This is a genomic window from Flavobacterium sp. DSP2-3-1 (assembly GCF_049896865.1).
In the GTDB taxonomy this organism is placed as follows: Bacteria; Bacteroidota; Bacteroidia; order Flavobacteriales; family Flavobacteriaceae; genus Flavobacterium.
Genome location: NZ_JAFCVD010000002.1, coordinates 143,336 through 163,078, shown reverse-complemented (window position 1 = coordinate 163,078; position 19,743 = coordinate 143,336). Strand labels below are relative to the sequence as shown.

The following is a 19,743-nucleotide window of genomic DNA, read 5'->3' as shown; positions in this document are numbered from 1 at the left end:
TTTACTTCCTTCTCTCCAGAAAAAATCGCTTAATCAACACCGACGCTTCATTCGCCATAATTCCAGAAACGACAGTTGTTTTAGGATGCAATTGCGTTCCCATTTTTACAAAACCACGATTTTCATCAGTGGCTCCATACACAACTCTTGAAATCTGACTCCAGTACAAAGCTCCGGCGCACATCTGGCATGGCTCCAGTGTGACGTACAGCGTACAACCCATTAAATATTTTCCGCCAAGATAATTCGCAGCAGCAGTGATGGATTGCATTTCGGCGTGAGCCGTAACGTCATGAAGTAATTCGGTTAAATTATGACTTCTGGCAATGACTTTATTATCAATTACAATTAGAGCGCCAACAGGAATTTCGCCCTTTTCAAAAGCCATTTCGGCTTCCTGCAAAGCTTTTTTCATGAAATATTCGTCGGTGAAAGGATTTATCATAAATACAAAAATAGGGCTTTACAATTTATTTTTTAGTACATTTAAATATTGAAATTTAAAAATGGAAAGAAAGTACAAAATAGCGATTCCCGAACCTTGTAGCGAAAACTGGGATGAAATGACTCCAAAGGAAAACGGTCGTTTTTGCTTAAGTTGTTCCAAGTCAGTTATCGATTTTACTACAATGTTTCCTGATGAAGTACAGCATTTTTTCATTCAAAATCAAAACAAAAATATCTGCGGAAGATTTAGAAAATCACAATTAGATACGATAACAATTCAAATCCCGAGTCATGCACTTTATATTCAAACTCAGTATCACAAAATGTTTTTGTTAGCATTGTTTATCACAATGGGAACCACTTTGTTTAGTTGTGCCGATAAAAATGGAAACAAACAAAAAATTGATGCTGTTGAAGTGGTTAGAGACAGTACAAAAGCATCTCGAATAACTGTTGGCATGATGTTGCCAGAAAAAAACAATACCCAAAATCATGTTCAACCTCCTGCACCAGCAACCAAGGTAAATCATGTAAAATTTATAAATCCCCAAACAATTGCTTGCGAAGAAACAACAAAGAACGAGACTGTTGTTGAAGATGTAATTTACAACGGAGGTATCGGTTTCGAATTCCCTCCAGAATATAAAGGCGGGATTGAAAAATTTTATACTTTTTTTAAAGAAGAGTTCAAACATCCAGAAAATATAAAAAATAAAATTACCGAAATCTCAATCTCATTCGTAGTGAATCAAGACGGCTCATTAACCTATGTCAAACCCCAATCCGAAATTAACGAGGCTTTAGAAAGTGAAATTATTAGAGTTTTGAAATTATGTCCTAAATGGAAACCAGGTGAACAAAATGGTAAAAAAACACGAACATTATACACTGCACCTATTTCTTTGATCTAAACAAAATAGTTTTGACAAAACATATTTATACCATAACTAATCGTAGCTGTTTCAAAAAGCAGCCAATCTAGACTTAGTTAACCCATTTAATAAACTACCTGTATATCGTAAGACAGGTATTAGAATCGTCTTAAATTGAAAAAAAGATTCCAATTTAAAACCGTAAATTTGCTTTTTATAAAACAATGAAAAACAGTTTACTTTCAAACATAAATAACCCAACCGATTTACGTCTGCTTGACAAAGCCCAACTTCCTCAAGTCGCTCAAGAGTTACGTAATTTTATTATCGATATTGTGGCTGTAAAAGAAGGACATCTTGGCGCAAGCCTAGGAGTTATCGAATTGACTATTGCATTGCATTATGTTTTTGACACACCAAATGATTTATTGATTTGGGATGTAGGCCATCAAGCTTACGGACATAAAATACTCACGGGCCGAAGAGAAAGTTTTCACACCAACCGTCAACTGGGAGGTATTTCCGGTTTCCCAAAAAGAAGTGAGAGTATTTACGATGCTTTTGGCGTAGGTCACTCCTCTACTTCCATTTCGGCAGCTTTAGGCATGGCAATTGCTTCTAATCTCAAAGGCTATTTCAACAAACAACATATAGCGGTGATTGGCGACGCTTCTATAGCCTCAGGAATGGCTTTTGAAGGCTTAAATCACGCCGGAGTTACTGACGCAAACTTATTGGTAATTCTGAACGATAACGCCATCGGAATTGATCCAAGTGTCGGCGCTTTGAAACAATACCTTACTGCCGTAAAAGAAGGAAAAAATCCGAGGCAAAACAACATGATTAAATCCTTAAATTTTAACTATTCAGGTCCAATAGACGGCCATAATATTTTTGCCGTTATCAAAGAACTGAAACGTTTGCAAAAAATAAAAGGACCAAAATTTCTTCATATCATTACCACCAAAGGAAAAGGCCTGCAACAAGCCGAAGAAGACCAGGTAAAATACCATGCTCCCGGAAAATTTGACGCTGTAACCGGAGAAATCCACATTAAATCAGAAGAAAATTTACCTCCGAAATATCAGGATGTTTTTGGCTTGACGGTTTTGGATTTGGCCAGAAAAAATGAGAAAATAATCGGGATTACACCTGCAATGCCGTCCGGAAGTTCATTAAAATTTATGATGGATGCATTTCCTAAACGTGCTTTTGACGTGGGAATTGCTGAACAACATGCGGTTACATTGGCTGCCGGAATGGCAACTCAAGGAATGACTGTTTATTGCAATATTTACTCGACTTTTTTACAAAGAGCATACGACCAGATAATCCACGATGTGGCTTTGCAAAATCTTCCGGTAATTTTTTGTCTGGACAGAGCCGGTTTAGTGGGAGAAGATGGAGCAACGCACCACGGTGTCTTCGATTTGGCTTATTTGCGTTGCATTCCTAATATGATTATTCATGCCCCAATAAATGAAATTGCATTACAAAATATTTTATATACCGCACAATTGGGATTAGATCGTCCCATCGCCATTCGGTATCCGCGTGGTCGCGGCGTAACTGCAGATTGGCAAACGCAACATCTTGGAAAGTATGAAAAAATAGAAATTGGAAAAAGTATTTGCATTAAAGAAGGTTCGAAAGTCGCCGTTTTATCCAATGGGACTATTGGCAACAATGTCTCCTTGGCTATAGCCAAAATAAAGCATCCAGAAACTATCGCGCATTATGATTTTTCGTTTGTCAAACCATTGGACGAAAAAGCATTACACACCATTTTTAGTAAATTTTCAACTATAATTACCATAGAAGATGGTGTTGTAAAAGGTGGTTTTGGAAGTGCGATTCTCGAGTTTGCCTCTGAGAATAACTATACTTCAAAAGTAATGGTTCTGGGTATTCCGGATGAGTTTATTGAACACGGAACGGTCGCCGAATTGCAACAATACTGTAAAATTGACGTTAAAAGTCTTGAATTACTTTTTTCAAGTTGTTAAAATAATTATTTTGCAACCTCAAACACAACTACTCCAAAATGAAATTAATAACTTACGCCTTTCTCATACTTACCTGCACTATTTCTATTAATTGTTTTTCCCAAGAAGTAACAAACACCACTCTTTCCGATGGACTCACACCTGTAACAACACTAACAACCGCAGGAAAATCATTGCATGTCCCACTAAAAATACAAACCAAAACACACTACCTTCCTTTAACTTATTGGAGTAAAAAAAACAGTTTAGGCTTTGACATTTCCGAAGTGGCTTTCGTCAACTGGAGTGCTGGGGGGACAAGTTCCATTTCAGGATTATTAAAAGGTAAATTTCATAGAGTTTATACCCGTAGCAATTATATTTGGGCAAATGAGCTTTTAATTCGATATGGTTTGAACAAACAAGAACGCACCGAAGTAAGAAAAACAGATGATGCAATACAATTAAACTCTACATTTGGCTACCGTCAAGACACTTTATCCAACTGGTACCATTCTGCAAAATTCAATTTTAACACGCAGTTTACTAATGGATACGCCTATCCAAATACTAAAAAAGCGATATCAAAACCTTTTGCACCTGCTTATATTTTTATCGGAATTGGTGCCGAAAACGTAAACAAAGAGAAGAAAAGAATTTTTTACATCTCTCCATTTACATTTAAAACAACCTTAGTCTTAGATCAAACATTAGCCAATCAAGGTGCTTTTGGAGTTCCTAAAGCCACCTACGATCTGGATGGAAATTTGCTTACTGAAGGAGAAAAATCGAAAATGGAATTAGGGATATTAGCCTCTGGTCATATTAAAAAAGAAATTTTTAAGAATATCCATTTAGAAAACCGCTTAAGCTTGTATTCAGATTATGTAAATCGTTTTGGAAATATTGATGTGGATTATGATTTTCAAGTCGAACTTATTGTTAATCAATATGTAAAAGCTAACATTGGAGCACATGTTATTTACGATGATGATATCAAATCAAAAAGAGAAATTTCAGGCGTACAAGTAACCGAAGGTCCAAAAACGCAAGTAAGGCAAGCTGTAGGTGTTGGAATTGAGTATATTTTTTAAAAATTAATTCTTTTTTCGCCCATTAATAGTTTCAAATAATTCCAGTGCATTCCCATCGGTCAACAAAGATATAAAATGACAAATATGAAGTAATCGTCCGTACAAGTCTTCTTTTTCAAGATGATGTTTCTCAGGCAACATTTTCAGAATTAAAGAATCGTAATTAGACGCATTCCCGTTGTATTTATTATTAAAAGCCGTGATGAATTTATCTAGTAAGGTTTGAATAATCTGATAACCCACAATTTCTTTCTCAATCACTTCCCTACTTTGGTAAATATTATTAACACTAATCTTGATAATATCATCCATTTGTGCTTTATACTTACTTTTATCCATGATCGCAAAAGGAAATTTACCTTCCAGAATTAATAATTCATTTTCGATAAATACTTTTACGGCATCACTGATTAAACTACCAATAGCTAAGGCACGTAAATAACTGATCCGATCTTCTTTGGTGGTTAGCGTTTTATATTTGGAAGTGTCTATGCTGTCTTTTACCAATTTTATCAAATATTCTAAAGCAAAATCTTCGGAAACTAATCCTAAGTTTATTCCGTCTTCAAAATCAATAATCGTATAACAAATATCATCAGCTGCTTCCACTAAATAAGCCAAAGGATGTCGTTCGAAACCTATATTATCTCCCGATTTATTTGGAATCAATCCCATCTCATTAGCCACATCTTGAAAAAAAGCTTTGTCTGTTTGAAAGAAACCGTATTTTTTATCGGCAATATCTTTCGTTGGTTTTTTTGGCAAACTTTCTTTTGGGTATTTCGTAAATGCACCCAATGTTGCATATGAAAGTCGAATTCCTCCTTCTACTCCTGGTCTTGAACTGTTTAAAACTGAAAATCCATTAGCATTTCCTTCAAAATCAATTAAATCCTGCCATTCTTTAGCAGTAAGCTGATTTTTATATTTTTGTCCGTTTCCAATGGAGAAATATTCTCCAATCGCTTTTTCGCCAGAATGTCCAAAAGGTGGATTTCCAATATCGTGCGCCAAAGATGCGGCGGCAACAATAGCCCCAAAATCATTCATGTGATAGCCATGAACTTCTTTCAGATGCGGATATTTTTCTATGATTTTTTTTCCAACCAATCGTCCTAAAGAACGCCCCACAACTGAAACTTCTAAACTATGTGTCAATCTGGTGTGAACAAAATCAGTTTTTGACAACGGAATAACCTGCGTTTTATCCTGCAAACTTCTAAAGGCTGCCGAGAAAATAATACGATCGTAATCCACCTCAAAACCAAGTCGCGTATCATCTTGTTCTACACGTAATCTTTTGCCTTTGTCTCCCTGACGTTTTAGTGATAAAAGTTGTTCCCAGTTCATTATAATTTATAGTTTCAGATTAACGGATTTTAATTTAAAATTTAAAAAAACCAAAAATACATTTTATTTTAAGATTTCACCCTGCAATTAAAGTTCTCTCCAACCAAAAACTCCAATAAATTACTTTCGCATTATCAAATAGCCAATGCCGTACTGTGTTTGATTTCTCCCATTACAAAAACGCTTTGTGTATTCCCAATATTCTCGATAGTGGATAATTTATTCATCACAAAATCCTGATAACTGGACATATCCTCGACCAGAATTTTCAACATAAAGTCATAATCGCCTGCAATGTTGTAACATTCTATAATTTCCGGAAGGGCAACAATATCTTTTACAAAATTACTACCTACGTTTCTGGCGTGTTCTTTGAGCCGAACATTACAAAAAACAGTCATCCCAAGATTCAATTTTTTCTTGTTCAACAAGGCCACATATTTCATAATATAGCCGTCCCGTTCCAGTTTTTTTATACGTTCATAAACAGGTGTTACCGTAAGAAATAATTTACTGGCTAACTCTTTAGTATTGATGTTCGAGTTTTCCTGCAAATGCTTTAAGATTTGCAAATCAATGTTATCTATATTTTCCATAGTATTTTTTACTGTTAAAAATCATTTTTAAAGTTTCATTCCGAACTAAAACCTATCATCTATCATTATAATACTTTTATTCACTGAAACAATTCGCTAATTTAAGTTTTAATATCCAATACAATAACTTTGTTCCGTAAAAAATACTTTTTTAAAAATGAAAACAAACAATCTAGGTTATCCAAGAATTGGTAGCAACAGAGAATTAAAAAAAGCCTGTGAATCGTATTGGGCAGGAAAAATCTCCTCAGAAGAACTTTTAACTGTAGGCGCAACTATCCGCAAAGAAAACTGGCAATTACAAGCAGAAGCCGGAATTGATTTAATCCCTTCTAATGACTTTTCGTTTTACGACCAAGTACTGGATTTATCACTTACTTTAGGAGTTATTCCAAAGCGTTATCAAGAATTAGCCAAAACAAACTCCAATATCGATCTGTATTTCGCCATGGCCAGAGGTTCGCAAAAAGACGGACAAGATGTCATTGCCATGGAAATGACAAAATGGTTTGATACTAACTACCATTATATTGTTCCAGAATTCACTCACGATCAAGAATTCAAATTATTCTCCGAAAAAATAATCGACGAGTTTAAAGAAGCCAATGCTTTAGGAATCGTTACAAAACCAGTTATAATAGGACCCGTTACTTATTTACTTCTTGGAAAAGAAAAAGAAGAAGGTTTCCATAGAATTGACCTGATCGAAAAATTACTTCCGGTATATTTTGAAATCCTTCAAAAACTGGAAAATGAAAATGTGGAATGGATCCAATTTGACGAGCCATTTTTAGCTTTGAATCTAACAGACAAAGAAAGAAATGCAATAACTTATGTTTATAATGAAATCAACAAGCGTTTCCCTAAAATCAAATTAATTCTTGCGAACTATTTTGATTGTTTCGGAGAAAATCTTGAAACCGTTCTCGCTTTGCCTGTGCACACTTTACATTTGGATTTAGTGCGTTGTCATTCGCAATTGGATGATATCTTGGAATCGGGGCAATTGTCCAATACTGTCAGTCTTTCGCTTGGTGTTGTCGATGGTAGAAACATTTGGAAAAATGATTTTAAAAAATCGTTAGCCCTTATCAAGAAAGCCACTGATGCACTTGGCGAAAACAGAATCCTAATTGCACCATCTTGCTCCCTGATTCATTCGCCTTGTGATTTAGATTTAGAAACCAGTGGTACTACACTAACCCCTGAAATCAAACAATGGCTGGCTTTCGCCAAACAAAAAATAGAAGAAATAGTACTGCTACAAAATTTCGCTTCAGGTGAGATAACGCTCGTTGATTCTGTCCTATTTCAAGAAAACACAACCGCCAACGAAAACCGAAAAACATCTAAATTAATCCATAATGATGTGGTGAAAAATCGGGTTACCAGCATTGCAACTGGTGATGATCAAAGAGAAAATCCATTTTCAGTCCGTAGAAAAAAGCAAATAGACGTATTGAATCTTCCGTTATTCCCAACTACCACTATTGGTTCATTTCCGCAAACTACCGAAGTCCGAAGCTGGAGAGCGAAGTTCAAAAAAGGCGAATTAAGCCAACAACAATATGATGATTTACTCCAAAAAGAAACCGAAGAAACGATTCGCTTTCAGGAAGAAACAGGCATTGATGTACTGGTTCACGGAGAATTTGAACGCAACGATATGGTGGAATATTTTGGAGAGCAACTCGACGGATTTACGTTTACCAAAAACGGCTGGGTACAAAGTTACGGTAGCCGCTGCGTGAAACCTCCCGTTATTTATGGTGATGTATCGCGTCCCAACCCAATGACTGTGCAATGGTCGGCCTTTGCACAATCGCTTACGCCAAAATGGGTAAAAGGAATGCTAACCGGTCCCGTGACTATTTTGCAATGGTCTTTTGTCCGTAACGATCAGCCGCGCTCGGAAACTTGTAACCAAATTGCATTGGCGATTAGAGATGAAGTAGTCGATTTAGAAAAGGCAGGAATTAAGATTATTCAAATTGACGAACCCGCCATTCGAGAAGGATTGCCTTTACGCAAAGAAGAATGGGCAACCTATTTGGATTGGGCAGTAAAAGCGTTTAGAATTTCGGCCAGTGGTGTAAAAGATGATACCCAAATTCATACCCACATGTGTTACAGTGAATTCAACGACATTATTCAAAGTATTGCCGATATGGATGCCGATGTGATCACTATAGAATGTTCGCGTTCGCAAATGGAATTACTGAATGCTTTTTCCGATTTTAATTATCCAAACGAAATAGGACCTGGCGTATATGATATTCACTCGCCCCGTGTTCCTTCTAGTTCCGAAATGGTAAAATTATTAGAGAAAGCCTCGGCAGTGATTCCTGTAGATCAGCTTTGGGTAAATCCGGACTGTGGCTTAAAAACCCGCCACTGGGACGAAACCAAAAAAGCACTAATCGAAATGGTAGCTGCAGCTCAAGAAATGAGAATTGCTGTCGCAAACATTGCAATCGTTTAACAACCTGACTTCAGGTAAGCACTAAAATAAAAACCTAGTAGATGGTCGATTTACTAGGTTTTTATTTAAAAAACAATCGGGTTCTATTTAAACAAATTATCCAAAAGAGAAAACATCAGTCGATTATTTTCTTTTATAAATGTAGTATTACTTACGATCTCATCATAGGTTTGAACATACGTGTCTTTTACTAATTCTGATTGCTCATGAAAAGCCATTTGTTTCATAGCGGCATCCGTTACTTCCAAATGGAATTGAAGTCCCAATACTTGATCATTATATAAAAAAGCTTGATTTGCGCAGGCTTCTGATTCCATTAACCGAATCGCATTTTCAGGAATTGAAAACGTTTCTCCGTGCCAGTGAAAAACAGAAAATGATTTTGGATAAGCCTTCAGTATCGCAACATTTGAATCTAAAATTGTAATAGGAAACCAGCCAATTTCTTTATGTTTATTGTCAGTAATTTTTCCTCCCAACACATTTGAAATTAGTTGTGCTCCCAGACAGATTCCGATTATTTTTTTTCGCTGCTCAATTGCGGATTTGACGAATACTTTTTCCTCTTTTAGCCAAGGGAATATGGCTTCGTCATGAATACTCATGGGACCGCCCAAGATAATCAGAGCGTCTATCGTATCAAGATCCGGAAATTTAGGATTGTGGTATAATGTCGTATACGAAAGGGAATGCCCGTGCTCTTCAATCCAATTTTCTATACAACCCAGGCCTTCAAAAGGTACGTGCTGTAAGCAATGGATATTTAATTTTTTATTCATACTGTCTTGTGCAGGTTTTCTACAAAATTAATGAATCATTATCTTCAGAAATAGAATTATACTCCAATTTCATCCGATGGAACAAACATTTTCATTTTCTCGACAAACTCGTGTTTTTTTACCACATAAGTTGCGGATAAAGTGTCGTGTAAACCCCTTTCTGTTTTACCAAGAAATGAAAAAGGGTCCAAAGGATTAAGGCGGGATACTGCTCGTATCATAAAGTTTTTGGTATTGGGTTTAGATCCATCAACTCTTACTACAATAGTTTTGGTGAAATACTTAGCGAAGGTTCTGGAGAAATACATCTCCGTAAATACATAGTAAAAAAACAAAATAATAAGTCCAAAGAACAAATTTTCAATCAAACTTAATGATGAAACCCAATTCGATGCCCCATAACTGTTTGTTGTATCTCCAATTATATTAATGGTAGCAACAATACTTATTGCTATAATATAAATAATCAATACATCAATAAGGAGATTGAGGAGACGCTGGCTTTTGGAAGCTAATAAATCATCTGTAACAGTAAATTTTTTATTTTCCATATGATAAATGTAAAAAGGTTTATTTTTGAAGGGAACTATCTCAAATATAGTGAATTATTTACAAATAGTACTATTAACTCTTGGTGTTTTAGCCCCGATTGAAGTGGAAATCCTTTTTATTTTTTCTTTAAAAATAAAAAGATTGCAACGGAAAGCGGGAGATAGCTCCAAAAAAAAGCAGTTATCATTACAATAACTGCCTTTTTGTTTTAAAACCATTTAGTTGATGTCAACAAAATGGTTTCAAAATGAGTTTGCTTCGTTCCTCGCTGACCTACGACCCACACATTTCACATTCGTCAGGCCCTGCATTTTTAGACAATTCAAGCATAGCTCTGTATTCATCCGAAGTCATTTCTACTGCTTCAGCGACTGCAGGAACAGCGATTGATTGCTCTTTAATTTCGATTGGCTCTGCTTTTTTGTCATTGTTTAATGTAAATTTAATCGCATCCACCGCAGCTTTTGTTCTTAAATAGTACATTCCCGTTTTCAATCCAGATTGCCAAGCATAGAAATGCATTGATGTCAATTTTGAATAATTGGCGTTTTGCATGAATAAGTTCAACGATTGGGATTGATCCACAAAATAACCACGTTGACGGGACATATCGATAATGTCTTTCATGGACATTTCCCACACTGTTTTGTACAATTCTTTCAAGTCTTGCGGAATATTCAGGTCTTGAACGGAACCGTTATTTCGCATTAATTCTTGTTTCAATGTTTCATTCCACAAACCACGCTCCACTAAATCGTGCAACAAGTGTTTGTTTACCACAATAAATTCTCCCGAAAGTACTCTTCTGGTGTAAATATTAGAAGTATAAGGTTCGAATGCTTCGTTGTTTCCCAAAATTTGTGAAGTCGACGCCGTTGGCATTGGTGCCACTAACAAGGAGTTTCTCACTCCGTGTTCCATCACTTCTTTTCGTAACGAAGCCCAGTCCCAACGACCAGATAATTCCTCATCTTTCATTCCCCACAAATTATATTGGAATTCTCCTTGAGAAATTGGCGAACCTTCAAAAGTGGAATAAGGCCCTTCTTCTTTGGCCATTTCCATCGATGCGGTTACCGCTGCAAAGTATAATGTTTCAAAAATTTCCTGATTCAGTTTTTTAGCCTCGTCGCTCGTAAACGGCATACGCAACATAATGAAAGCATCGGCTAATCCTTGCACTCCAAGTCCAATTGGTCGGTGGCGTTTATTAGAATTTTCTCCTTCAATTACCGGATAATAATTTCTATCGATTACTTTATTTAAGTTTCTAGTTACCCGTTTTGTAACGGTATACATCAATTCATGGTCAAACTTTCCATTAGAAACAAACATTGGCAAGGAAAGAGAGGCTAGATTACAGACTGCAATTTCATCTTTGGATGTAAATTCCATAATCTCGGTACACAAATTCGAAGAACGAATCGTACCCAGATTTTTCTGGTTTGATTTTCTATTAACTGCATCTTTATACAACATGTAAGGCGTTCCGGTTTCGATTTGCGATTCCAGAATTTTCTCCCACAGTTCATGTGCTTTGATGGTTTTTCTACCTTTTCCACGTTTCTCGTAATCAATGTACATGGCTTCAAATTCTTCGCCATATACATCATACAATCCCGGACATTCATTAGGACACATCAACGTCCAATAACTATCTTCTTGAACTCTTTTCATGAACAAATCCGAAGTCCACATGGCGAAGAACAAATCTCTGGCGCGCATTTCTTCTTTTCCGGTATTCTTTTTTAAGTCCAAGAATTCAAAAATATCCGCATGCCAAGTTTCGATGTATATTGCAAAACTACCTTTACGTTTTCCACCACCTTGATCTACGTAACGGGCTGTATCATTAAAAACACGCAACATCGGAACAATTCCATTTGACGTTCCGTTAGTTCCACGAATATAAGAACCAGTTGCTCTTACATTGTGAATAGAAAGCCCAACACCACCAGCTGATTGCGAAATTTTAGCCGTTTGTTTCAACGTGTCGTAAATCCCGTCAATACTATCGTCTTGCATCGCCAAAAGGAAACAAGAAGACATTTGAGGTTTTGGAGTACCTGCATTAAATAATGTAGGCGTTGCATGCGTAAAGAATTTTTTCGACATTAAGTCGTATGTCTCAATCACCGAATCTAAATCATCTAAGTGGATCCCAACCGAAACACGCATCAACATATGTTGCGGACGCTCCACTATTTTTCCGTTTATTTTTAGTAAATAAGAACGTTCTAAAGTTTTAAACCCAAAATAATCATAATTAAAATCTCTATTATATATCACATGTGAATCCAAAAATTCAGCATTTTTCATAATCACCTGGTGCACCTCTTCAGATAACAAAGGTGCATCTTGTCCATTTCTCGGGTTTACATAATGAAACATATCGTTCATTGTTTCCGAAAATGATTTTTTAGTATTGGAATGCAAATTCGAAATTGCAATTCTTGCTGCCAATTGTGCGTAATCAGGATGCGCAATAGTCATTGAAGCTGCAGTTTCGGCCGCTAAATTATCTAATTCTGACGTAGATACTCCATCATAAAGCCCTTCAATTACTCGCATTGCGACTTTCACGGCATCAACCAAATCATTCAAACCATAACATAGTTTTTTAATTCTATCTGTGATTTTGTCGAACATTACCGGCTCTTTGTGCCCGTCTCTTTTTACTACGTACATACTTTTGTTTGTTTTTTAAAACAGAAAATCCCTTCGCTGTTTTTCGTTATTTGTAATTTATGCTGAACTTGTTTCAGCATCTTTTTATGGAGCTATTTCCAGCTATCCATTGCAATCTTTCTAGGCCTGAACTTGTTTCAGAATCCTGAAACAAGTTCAGGACTAGAAAGGATTTCCATTACTATCTGGGCTATTACGAGAGTAGCGCAAAAAATATTTAATGGATCGATAAGAATTCAAATTTTAAAAATCAGCGTCAAAAGATATTTTTTGAGCATCACCATCCGTGTTCATTACACCTGCTTTTTGATATTCGGCTACTTTCTTTTCAAAGAAGTTTGTTTTCCCTTGAAGTGAAATCATATCCATAAAATCAAAAGGATTTGAAGTGTTGTATTCTCTGTCGCAACCTAATTCCACTAATAATCTGTCAGCAACAAATTCTAAATATTGAGTCATCAAAACGGCATTCATACCTATCAAACTTACAGGAAGTGACTCGGTGATAAATTCTCTTTCAATATTTAAAGCATCCACAATAATACCTCTGATTCTTTCTTTTGGCACTTTATTCACCAAGTGGTGGTTGTGTAAATGCACGGCAAAATCACAGTGTACGCCTTCGTCACGAGAAATCAATTCGTTAGAAAACGTCAATCCTGGCATTAATCCACGTTTTTTCAACCAATAAATAGAACAAAATGCTCCCGAAAAGAAAATTCCTTCAACCGCTGCAAAAGCGATCAATCGTTCTGCAAATGAATCCGATTCAATCCATTTTAGAGCCCAGTCCGCTTTTTTCTTAATTGCAGGAAAAACTTCTAACGCATTGAACAAGTCATCTTTCTCCACTTCATCTTTTACATACGTATCAATTAATAAGGAATAGGTTTCGCTATGAATGTTTTCCATCATAATTTGAAAACCGTAAAAGAATTTTGCTTCCGCATATTGTACTTCGTTCACAAAATTTTCAGCTAGATTCTCATTTACGATTCCATCTGAAGCAGCAAAAAATGCCAAAATATGCTTGACAAAATAACGCTCATCATCAGAAAGTTTGTTATTCCAGTCATTTAAATCTTGTGACAAATCAATTTCTTCAGCAGTCCAGAAACTGGCTTCCATACTTTTATAAAATTCCCAAATATCATGGTGTTTGATTGGAAAAATTACGAAACGATTTTTATTCTCTTGTAAAATTGGTTCAACTTGTGCCATTATAGTAGTTTGTTTTTTTTGAGATTTTAACGGAATAAACACCGTTTTGAGAGTTACAAAGATTGTAAAATATTGCTAGAATTAAAAGCCAAACTTATTCACAATCGGTTATAGTTTTTAACAAATAGAAAAATAAAGAGAATTTTTATTAAAACGATAAAAAACTGTAAATCAGTTAATTAAAAATTAAAAAACACTGTAAAGTACCGTAAAATATAGGATTTTAAAAATAGATAACAAGGATTTTTTATTCTATTTTGAATTATTTTTAAGCTCTTCAGCAACTGTTTCGAGCTCTGCATACCAATCCTCTCCAAACCTTCTTACCAAAGCTTCTTTGACAAATTTATAAACCGGAACTTCTAACTCTTGACCTAAAGAACAGGCAGGATCACAAATATCCCATTTATCGTAATTAACGGCAGCAAATTCCGTAAAATCTTTTACCCGAACGGGGTACAAGTGGCAGGACACCGGTTTTTTCCAATCGATTATTCCTTGATTGTACGCTTGCTCGATACCGCATAAAGCCGTTTTACCGTCAAAAATTACATACGCGCAATCTTTATTATCTATTAAAGGTGTTTCAAGATCGCCATCAGTTCCTTTTACCCAAGTTCCTTGCGCTTCAATCGCAGCAATTCCTTGCTTGCGTAAAAATGGTTTTACTTTTGGATAAATAGATTCGAGGATTTGAGTTTCCTCCAAACTTAAAGGTGCTCCAGCGTCGCCGTCTACGCAGCAGGCGCCTTTACAAGCAGTCAAATTGCAAACAAAATCTTTTTGGAGTAAGTCTTCAGAGACGATGGTTTTTCCTAGTTGAAACATTATTACGAGGTAGTATGATTATAAAATGCAAATATAATCAAACTAAGACAAAGGGGAATTTTAAAATGTAATTTTAAAACACTACTTGAAGAATTATAATTTGAGTTTTGATGAGACATAATTATATAATTATTCTCGTATTTGTCGATGGTCATACGTTTTAAACCTCCAAAACTGCCGCCTGATTGAAAAGACGGTACTGCTCAAGCAAGTGTAATTTTACAAATAGAATTATTTAAATTACCCTCATATTCATTGACTTTGCTATCACATATTAAATTACTAGGACAAGATTCTAAATTAAAAATCAGCCAGCTGTGAGTACCTTTGGAACTTATTGAGGCAATATTTGAATAAGAAGTCTCTTTAGTATCAATTGTAAAATCTTTAATGATTCCATCATCTGAAGTAAATTGAGAAATATTTCCCGAGACATCTATCAACTTTAATCTTCCATCCAAAAAATCATTGACAAATAAATCCCTCTTTTTTTATCAAAAAACAAATCAGCAGCAGAAAAATCAACTTTTAAAAACGGAATGGCGTTTCCATACACACCAATTTTATCAATATTCAATAACGTATTTTTGGGTTTTAAAGCGAATAAATTGCCTTTGGAATCCAACGACACCCCCTAATAATTTTCTTTTACAAAAGTTGAAATGGCACCGGAAATAGCTATTTTATAAATTCCTTCATCTATTGATAAAAATAGAATGCCTGAATTATCATATACAAAAGCATGAGGAAAAGAAAGAATTTTATTGATATTTGAAGAATATGAAATTATGAAGGGATTTAGAACATTTTACAAATAAAAATACAGTGATTAAATATCAATATTACTCCTGCAAACATATCACACATTTTAACCAAATCAGCGAAAAAAATATTTGATTATGGAGTAAAAAACAACAAAACACAGAAATGCTTAATAATGACCATTTTTCCTATGTCCAGTAAATAATAAATTTAATTATCGCGAATTCTTAAAAATTGATAAAAATTATTTCTAGAGAAAATCTCTAAAGTGTTACAGTGAAGAAAACTAAAAGCAGATATAAGATTAAAAATATAACTTTGCAAACAAAAAAAGATATGTTAGAATTCGACATTAGAGAAATTATCACAGTGGGTATGGTACTTTTTGCCGTAATTGATATTGTGGGATCCATCCCGATAATTGTTGATTTAAGAACGAAACATGGACACATTGAGTCTGAAAAAGCTTCGATTGTTGCCGGTGTAATTATGATTGTCTTCCTTTTTGCAGGGGAAGAACTCTTAAAATTAATTGGTATCGACGTAAATTCTTTCGCCGTTGCCGGTTCATTTGTCTTATTCTTTTTGGCGTTGGAAATGATTTTAGGAATTCGGATTTATCGGGACGAGGAAGCTAGTTCAGCCTCGATTGTTCCGCTTGCGTTTCCTCTAATAGCCGGCGCGGGAACGATGACTACCTTACTTTCATTACGGTCTCAGTTTTACACAATTAATATTGTCATCGCCATCATATTGAATATCATATTGGTATACATCGTTTTGAAATCCTCTTCTAAAATAGAAAAAATGCTTGGCGAGAATGGACTTGGAGTCATTCGAAAGACTTTTGGAGTTGTACTGCTTGCTATTGCTGTTAAATTATTCGCTGCGAATGTTAAAGGTTTGTTTGTCTAAATTAAATTTACATAAATTTACCCTCCAATTCAATGCTACTAAATAAATTGGATTTTTTGGGAGTTTTATTTTCAGTTTAAAAAAAAATCTCAACTATCTGTTTCTTTTAAAACAAAAACAATAACGTATTATGAAAATTTTCACTAACATTTTGGTATTTTTAGCAATAGCTCTAATCCTTTTTAATGTTACTTTGCTGGATTTTAGAAATCCCTTTCAAGGAGAAAGTGTCGTTGCTTTTATTGGAATCGCGGCTTCGTTTTGTGCTGTAATGATTCTATTAATCTTTAGAATTTCAAAAAGAATTGAAGAAAAAACCAACGAAAAGTAATCCTTTATTTTGATGGACTTATTTTAGTTGCTGGTGTTTCAGAAATGTCGTGTTCGCTTATTTTAGATTCTGCTAAAAAGAGACCTCTTCTAGTCGATTAAAAAATCGGTGTTTATGCCCATCAAAAAATATCTAGATTTCAAGAAGCGCTGTTGAATGCTGTCTACGGAGAATATCTCATGCAACATTAGGCGCTGATTTATTGAATGAAAGCACGATACATTTTTAAGAAACGTATTCGAAGATTACACAAATCCCAAGTGAAAAGTACTGAAAATCGAAGGCAGTTTTCAGGAGTTTACAGTGACCACAAACAAAACTACCTACAAAACCAGTATAATTGTGGTAGAAATTAGTTCAGCTAACATTTTCTCCATTGAAATTTTGATGCAGTATATAGAACGGCATTAAAAATCACTTTTCGAAAAACAAAGAATACAACTCAAAACCATTGACCATGAAGTTGTTGAACGCATTTATGTGACAGAAACTTCAGCAGATTGGAGAATTCAACTGCTCATTGCTGCCGGAACTAGCGCCGCAGTCGCAACGGACATTCTTAGTTTACGAAGTGGCGAGATTAAAACGCAAGCAAATAACAGTATTAGGTAGAAAAAGTTGAATTAAACTTTTAATTATTCCTGAACGCTAAACTATTAGTTATTTCAATAATAGAATCTCCATTCAATTTAACTTTCTTTAAAATAGATTTAATTTTTTCAAAATCTTTTTGTTTTAGACAACTTTCAAATTCATTCGTGAGTCCTACAACGTACAAACGTTCATTGACTGTCATTCCAGAAAACTTAAATTGCATATTGTAGAAAATATTTATTATTTCTGATTTAAAACCTTTTTAACCATCGCATCATCTTTCAAAACAATTTGATAATAATAGTTTTCCCCGTACAATTGTCGGGCAAATTCAGCGGCCAAATATCTTTTTACCAGGTCCTTGCTTTTTCCAAAATTTAAATCCAAACCGTTTCCGAAAATAAATTTTTGAAACGCATTGAAATAGAAATCCGTTTTAGTCATTTTAGTTTTAAATTGATTGAAAGACAAGCCTTTAAAAGTGCTTCTATGTTTATCTAATTGTTCAAAAACAAAATTACCTACGATTCCGGATTGTAATAAATAAGCGGCACTTTCATTTCCGTGCTCCACTTCCAACGGTACAAAAACATCAGGTACAATTCCGCCGCCGCCGTAAACAATTTTACCTTTTTTAGTTTTGAATTTTATAGTGTCCGAAACTTTTATGCTGTCTTTTTCATATAATTCCCCATTTCCAAAACGGGCTTCAGATTCTTTGAAATACGCTTCATTCCCTTTTGAATATGGTTTTTGAATCGAACGACCTGTTGGCGTGTAATATCTGGCAATAGTCAATCGAACGGCTGAACCATCAGCAAAATTCATTTCTCGCTGTACCAATCCTTTTCCAAAAGAACGGCGCCCTACAATGGTTCCTCTATCATTATCCTGAACTGCTCCGGCAAGAATTTCACTGGCCGAGGCAGTGTTTTCATTGATTAAAATAAAAACATTCCTTTTTTCAAAATTGCCTTTTGCAGTCGCAAATGTTTTATCAATATTTCCGTTTTTGTTTTTTGTGAACACAATCAGTTGCTTATCCGTCAACAATTCATCGGCAATGGCAATGGCCTCTTCCATGTAACCTCCACCGTTATCTCGAACGTCAATGATAAGTGAATTTGCACCTTGCTGTTTCAGTTTTATTAAACCTAACATAAACTCACTGTAAGTCGTTTCCGAAAACCGATTTATTTTAATATAGCCTGTTTTATTACTTAAAAGCAGCGCCACATCCACACTTTTCAAAGGAATAATATCGCGCTTAATTTTCACTTTTAGTCTTTTGTCTTCCGATTTTCTGTAAATGGTAAGTTCAATATTTGATCCAACCGTTCCTTTCAATTTAGAATACAAACTGTCACTTGGCAATTTTCGCCCAAATAATTTTGTTTTATCGGCATATAAAATTCGATCACCTGCTTTAATTCCAGCTTTTGCCGAAGGGCCATTCTCCACTGGTTTTATAACCGCAACAGAATCTTTATACATGTAAAAATTTACGCCAATTCCCACGAAATTCCCCTTCATACTTTCCATCACTTCCTGCTGGTCGCTGGGGGGAATATAAACGGAATGTGGGTCTAATTTTGCCAAAATATTATCAACGGTAAGGTTTACAATAGAATCTGTGTTGACATCATCTACATATTCATTATCAATAAAATCGATGAGTTTATTCAGTTTATTTTTCGAATTATTTTTGACTAAATAATCCGTTGTATTAGGGAAATTCAAGAGCCCGCCCAGGACAATACCCAAAGCGAGTGTTGCAAAAATAAGAATGGGCAGATATTTAGTATTAAAGTTCATTTATTCTTCTAAAATTGAAATATGTTCCACTTCAACTCCTGCTTTTATCAAAAATTGAATTCCAGAATCATCGCGGTAACCTTTATGGTAAACCACTCTTTTTATTCCCGACTGATGAATCAACTTGCTGCATTCCTTGCAAGGCGAAAGCGTAATATATAAAGTCGCGCCTTCACAAGATTGCGTGGAACGGGCTACTTTCAGAATCGCATTTGCTTCAGCGTGTAAAACATCCCAACGTGTCAAGCCTTCTTCATCTTCACAGCAGTTTTCAAAACCAGTAGGTGTTCCGTTGTATCCGTCGGAAATTATCATTCTATCCCGCACAATAATCGCACCAACTTGTTTGCGTTTACAGTAGGACAAAAGACTCCATTCTTTGGCAATTCTGAGATACGCTTTATCGTATTTATTCAATTTTTTTTCGCTCAT

The 19,743-nt window shown here is 35.2% G+C and carries 19 protein-coding genes; 7 read left to right on the top strand and 12 right to left on the bottom strand.

Annotated elements, in window-relative coordinates:
* Window position 1 precedes the first annotated feature (1 nt).
* On the bottom strand, window positions 2-445 hold the full coding sequence (locus tag ACP7AT_RS03015) for a nucleoside deaminase (RefSeq protein ID WP_426062882.1): 444 nt from the start codon (window positions 443-445) through the stop codon (window positions 2-4).
* Between the two features lie 61 nt (window positions 446-506).
* Between ACP7AT_RS03015 and ACP7AT_RS03010 the strand changes: the two genes are divergently transcribed.
* The 3 genes from ACP7AT_RS03010 to ACP7AT_RS03000 all read left to right on the top strand — a co-directional run bounded on the left by ACP7AT_RS03010 (window position 507) and on the right by ACP7AT_RS03000 (window position 4,398).
* The gene (locus tag ACP7AT_RS03010; protein ID WP_426062881.1) at window positions 507-1,358 is read left to right on the top strand and encodes an energy transducer TonB; all 852 of its coding nucleotides are present in this window, start codon (window positions 507-509) and stop codon (window positions 1,356-1,358) included.
* 185 nt (window positions 1,359-1,543) lie between these two features.
* Entirely contained in the window at window positions 1,544-3,325 is a 1,782-nt protein-coding gene (locus ACP7AT_RS03005; protein WP_426062880.1) for a 1-deoxy-D-xylulose-5-phosphate synthase, read from the top strand.
* Between the two features lie 38 nt (window positions 3,326-3,363).
* The gene (locus tag ACP7AT_RS03000) at window positions 3,364-4,398 is read left to right on the top strand and encodes a DUF3078 domain-containing protein (RefSeq protein WP_426062879.1); all 1,035 of its coding nucleotides are present in this window, start codon (window positions 3,364-3,366) and stop codon (window positions 4,396-4,398) included.
* Between the two features lie 3 nt (window positions 4,399-4,401).
* Here ACP7AT_RS03000 and dgt read toward each other — a convergent pair whose 3' ends face one another.
* Both dgt and ACP7AT_RS02990 read right to left on the bottom strand, forming a co-directional pair.
* Window positions 4,402-5,748, bottom strand: coding sequence for a dGTP triphosphohydrolase (dgt, locus tag ACP7AT_RS02995; protein WP_426062878.1), 1,347 nt, complete (start codon window positions 5,746-5,748; stop codon window positions 4,402-4,404).
* Between the two features lie 134 nt (window positions 5,749-5,882).
* The gene (locus tag ACP7AT_RS02990) at window positions 5,883-6,344 is read right to left on the bottom strand and encodes an Lrp/AsnC family transcriptional regulator (RefSeq protein ID WP_426062877.1); all 462 of its coding nucleotides are present in this window, start codon (window positions 6,342-6,344) and stop codon (window positions 5,883-5,885) included.
* Between the two features lie 157 nt (window positions 6,345-6,501).
* Here ACP7AT_RS02990 and metE point away from each other — a divergent pair, with 157 nt between their 5' ends.
* Entirely contained in the window at window positions 6,502-8,826 is a 2,325-nt protein-coding gene (gene metE, locus ACP7AT_RS02985; RefSeq protein ID WP_426062876.1) for a 5-methyltetrahydropteroyltriglutamate--homocysteine S-methyltransferase, read from the top strand.
* A gap of 83 nt (window positions 8,827-8,909) precedes the next feature.
* On the opposite strand, the gene ACP7AT_RS02980 is transcribed toward metE, so the two are convergent.
* The 6 genes from ACP7AT_RS02980 to ACP7AT_RS02955 form a co-directional block, all read right to left on the bottom strand.
* On the bottom strand, window positions 8,910-9,605 hold the full coding sequence (locus tag ACP7AT_RS02980; protein WP_426062875.1) for a type 1 glutamine amidotransferase: 696 nt from the start codon (window positions 9,603-9,605) through the stop codon (window positions 8,910-8,912).
* Window positions 9,606-9,661: 56 nt separating this feature from the next.
* Window positions 9,662-10,156, bottom strand: coding sequence for an RDD family protein (locus ACP7AT_RS02975; RefSeq protein ID WP_426062874.1), 495 nt, complete (start codon window positions 10,154-10,156; stop codon window positions 9,662-9,664).
* A 274-nt stretch (window positions 10,157-10,430) separates the two neighbouring features.
* The gene (locus tag ACP7AT_RS02970) at window positions 10,431-12,845 is read right to left on the bottom strand and encodes a ribonucleoside-diphosphate reductase subunit alpha (protein WP_426062873.1); all 2,415 of its coding nucleotides are present in this window, start codon (window positions 12,843-12,845) and stop codon (window positions 10,431-10,433) included.
* Window positions 12,846-13,088: 243 nt separating this feature from the next.
* On the bottom strand, window positions 13,089-14,066 hold the full coding sequence (locus ACP7AT_RS02965) for a ribonucleotide-diphosphate reductase subunit beta (RefSeq protein WP_426062872.1): 978 nt from the start codon (window positions 14,064-14,066) through the stop codon (window positions 13,089-13,091).
* Between the two features lie 252 nt (window positions 14,067-14,318).
* A complete protein-coding gene (locus ACP7AT_RS02960) occupies window positions 14,319-14,894 on the bottom strand; it encodes a DUF3109 family protein (RefSeq protein WP_091203042.1) in 576 nt (191 codons plus the stop codon).
* Between the two features lie 445 nt (window positions 14,895-15,339).
* On the bottom strand, window positions 15,340-15,471 hold the full coding sequence (locus tag ACP7AT_RS02955) for a hypothetical protein (RefSeq protein ID WP_426062871.1): 132 nt from the start codon (window positions 15,469-15,471) through the stop codon (window positions 15,340-15,342).
* Window positions 15,472-15,992: 521 nt separating this feature from the next.
* Between ACP7AT_RS02955 and ACP7AT_RS02950 the strand changes: the two genes are divergently transcribed.
* From ACP7AT_RS02950 to ACP7AT_RS02940, 3 genes are all read left to right on the top strand, one after another.
* Entirely contained in the window at window positions 15,993-16,571 is a 579-nt protein-coding gene (locus ACP7AT_RS02950) for a MarC family protein (RefSeq protein WP_091203045.1), read from the top strand.
* A gap of 130 nt (window positions 16,572-16,701) precedes the next feature.
* Entirely contained in the window at window positions 16,702-16,902 is a 201-nt protein-coding gene (locus ACP7AT_RS02945; RefSeq protein WP_113634088.1) for a hypothetical protein, read from the top strand.
* 480 nt (window positions 16,903-17,382) lie between these two features.
* A complete protein-coding gene (locus ACP7AT_RS02940) occupies window positions 17,383-17,514 on the top strand; it encodes a hypothetical protein (RefSeq protein WP_426062870.1) in 132 nt (43 codons plus the stop codon).
* A gap of 19 nt (window positions 17,515-17,533) precedes the next feature.
* On the opposite strand, the gene ACP7AT_RS02935 is transcribed toward ACP7AT_RS02940, so the two are convergent.
* From ACP7AT_RS02935 to ACP7AT_RS02925, 3 genes are read right to left on the bottom strand one after another with little or no spacing between them, the layout of a single operon-like run.
* A complete protein-coding gene (locus ACP7AT_RS02935) occupies window positions 17,534-17,698 on the bottom strand; it encodes a hypothetical protein (protein WP_426062869.1) in 165 nt (54 codons plus the stop codon).
* 38 nt (window positions 17,699-17,736) lie between these two features.
* Window positions 17,737-19,311 carry a S41 family peptidase gene (locus ACP7AT_RS02930; protein WP_426062868.1) on the bottom strand — a complete coding sequence of 525 codons (1,575 nt, stop codon included), beginning with the start codon at window positions 19,309-19,311 and terminating at the stop codon, window positions 17,737-17,739.
* Window positions 19,312-19,743, bottom strand: coding sequence for a deoxycytidylate deaminase (locus tag ACP7AT_RS02925; protein WP_426062867.1), 432 nt, complete (start codon window positions 19,741-19,743; stop codon window positions 19,312-19,314).

Coding starts and splice junctions, on each gene's coding strand:
- ACP7AT_RS03015 (WP_426062882.1), bottom strand. CDS start 445: ATGATAAATCCTTTCACCGACGAATATTTCATGAAAAAAGCTTTGCAG.
- ACP7AT_RS03010 (WP_426062881.1), top strand. CDS start 507: ATGGAAAGAAAGTACAAAATAGCGATTCCCGAACCTTGTAGCGAAAAC.
- ACP7AT_RS03005 (WP_426062880.1), top strand. CDS start 1,544: ATGAAAAACAGTTTACTTTCAAACATAAATAACCCAACCGATTTACGT.
- ACP7AT_RS03000 (WP_426062879.1), top strand. CDS start 3,364: ATGAAATTAATAACTTACGCCTTTCTCATACTTACCTGCACTATTTCT.
- dgt (WP_426062878.1), bottom strand. CDS start 5,748: ATGAACTGGGAACAACTTTTATCACTAAAACGTCAGGGAGACAAAGGC.
- ACP7AT_RS02990 (WP_426062877.1), bottom strand. CDS start 6,344: ATGGAAAATATAGATAACATTGATTTGCAAATCTTAAAGCATTTGCAG.
- metE (WP_426062876.1), top strand. CDS start 6,502: ATGAAAACAAACAATCTAGGTTATCCAAGAATTGGTAGCAACAGAGAA.
- ACP7AT_RS02980 (WP_426062875.1), bottom strand. CDS start 9,605: ATGAATAAAAAATTAAATATCCATTGCTTACAGCACGTACCTTTTGAA.
- ACP7AT_RS02975 (WP_426062874.1), bottom strand. CDS start 10,156: ATGGAAAATAAAAAATTTACTGTTACAGATGATTTATTAGCTTCCAAA.
- ACP7AT_RS02970 (WP_426062873.1), bottom strand. CDS start 12,845: ATGTACGTAGTAAAAAGAGACGGGCACAAAGAGCCGGTAATGTTCGAC.
- ACP7AT_RS02965 (WP_426062872.1), bottom strand. CDS start 14,066: ATGGCACAAGTTGAACCAATTTTACAAGAGAATAAAAATCGTTTCGTA.
- ACP7AT_RS02960 (WP_091203042.1), bottom strand. CDS start 14,894: ATGTTTCAACTAGGAAAAACCATCGTCTCTGAAGACTTACTCCAAAAA.
- ACP7AT_RS02950 (WP_091203045.1), top strand. CDS start 15,993: ATGTTAGAATTCGACATTAGAGAAATTATCACAGTGGGTATGGTACTT.
- ACP7AT_RS02945 (WP_113634088.1), top strand. CDS start 16,702: ATGAAAATTTTCACTAACATTTTGGTATTTTTAGCAATAGCTCTAATC.
- ACP7AT_RS02935 (WP_426062869.1), bottom strand. CDS start 17,698: ATGACAGTCAATGAACGTTTGTACGTTGTAGGACTCACGAATGAATTT.
- ACP7AT_RS02930 (WP_426062868.1), bottom strand. CDS start 19,311: ATGAACTTTAATACTAAATATCTGCCCATTCTTATTTTTGCAACACTC.
- ACP7AT_RS02925 (WP_426062867.1), bottom strand. CDS start 19,743: ATGAGCGAAAAAAAATTGAATAAATACGATAAAGCGTATCTCAGAATT.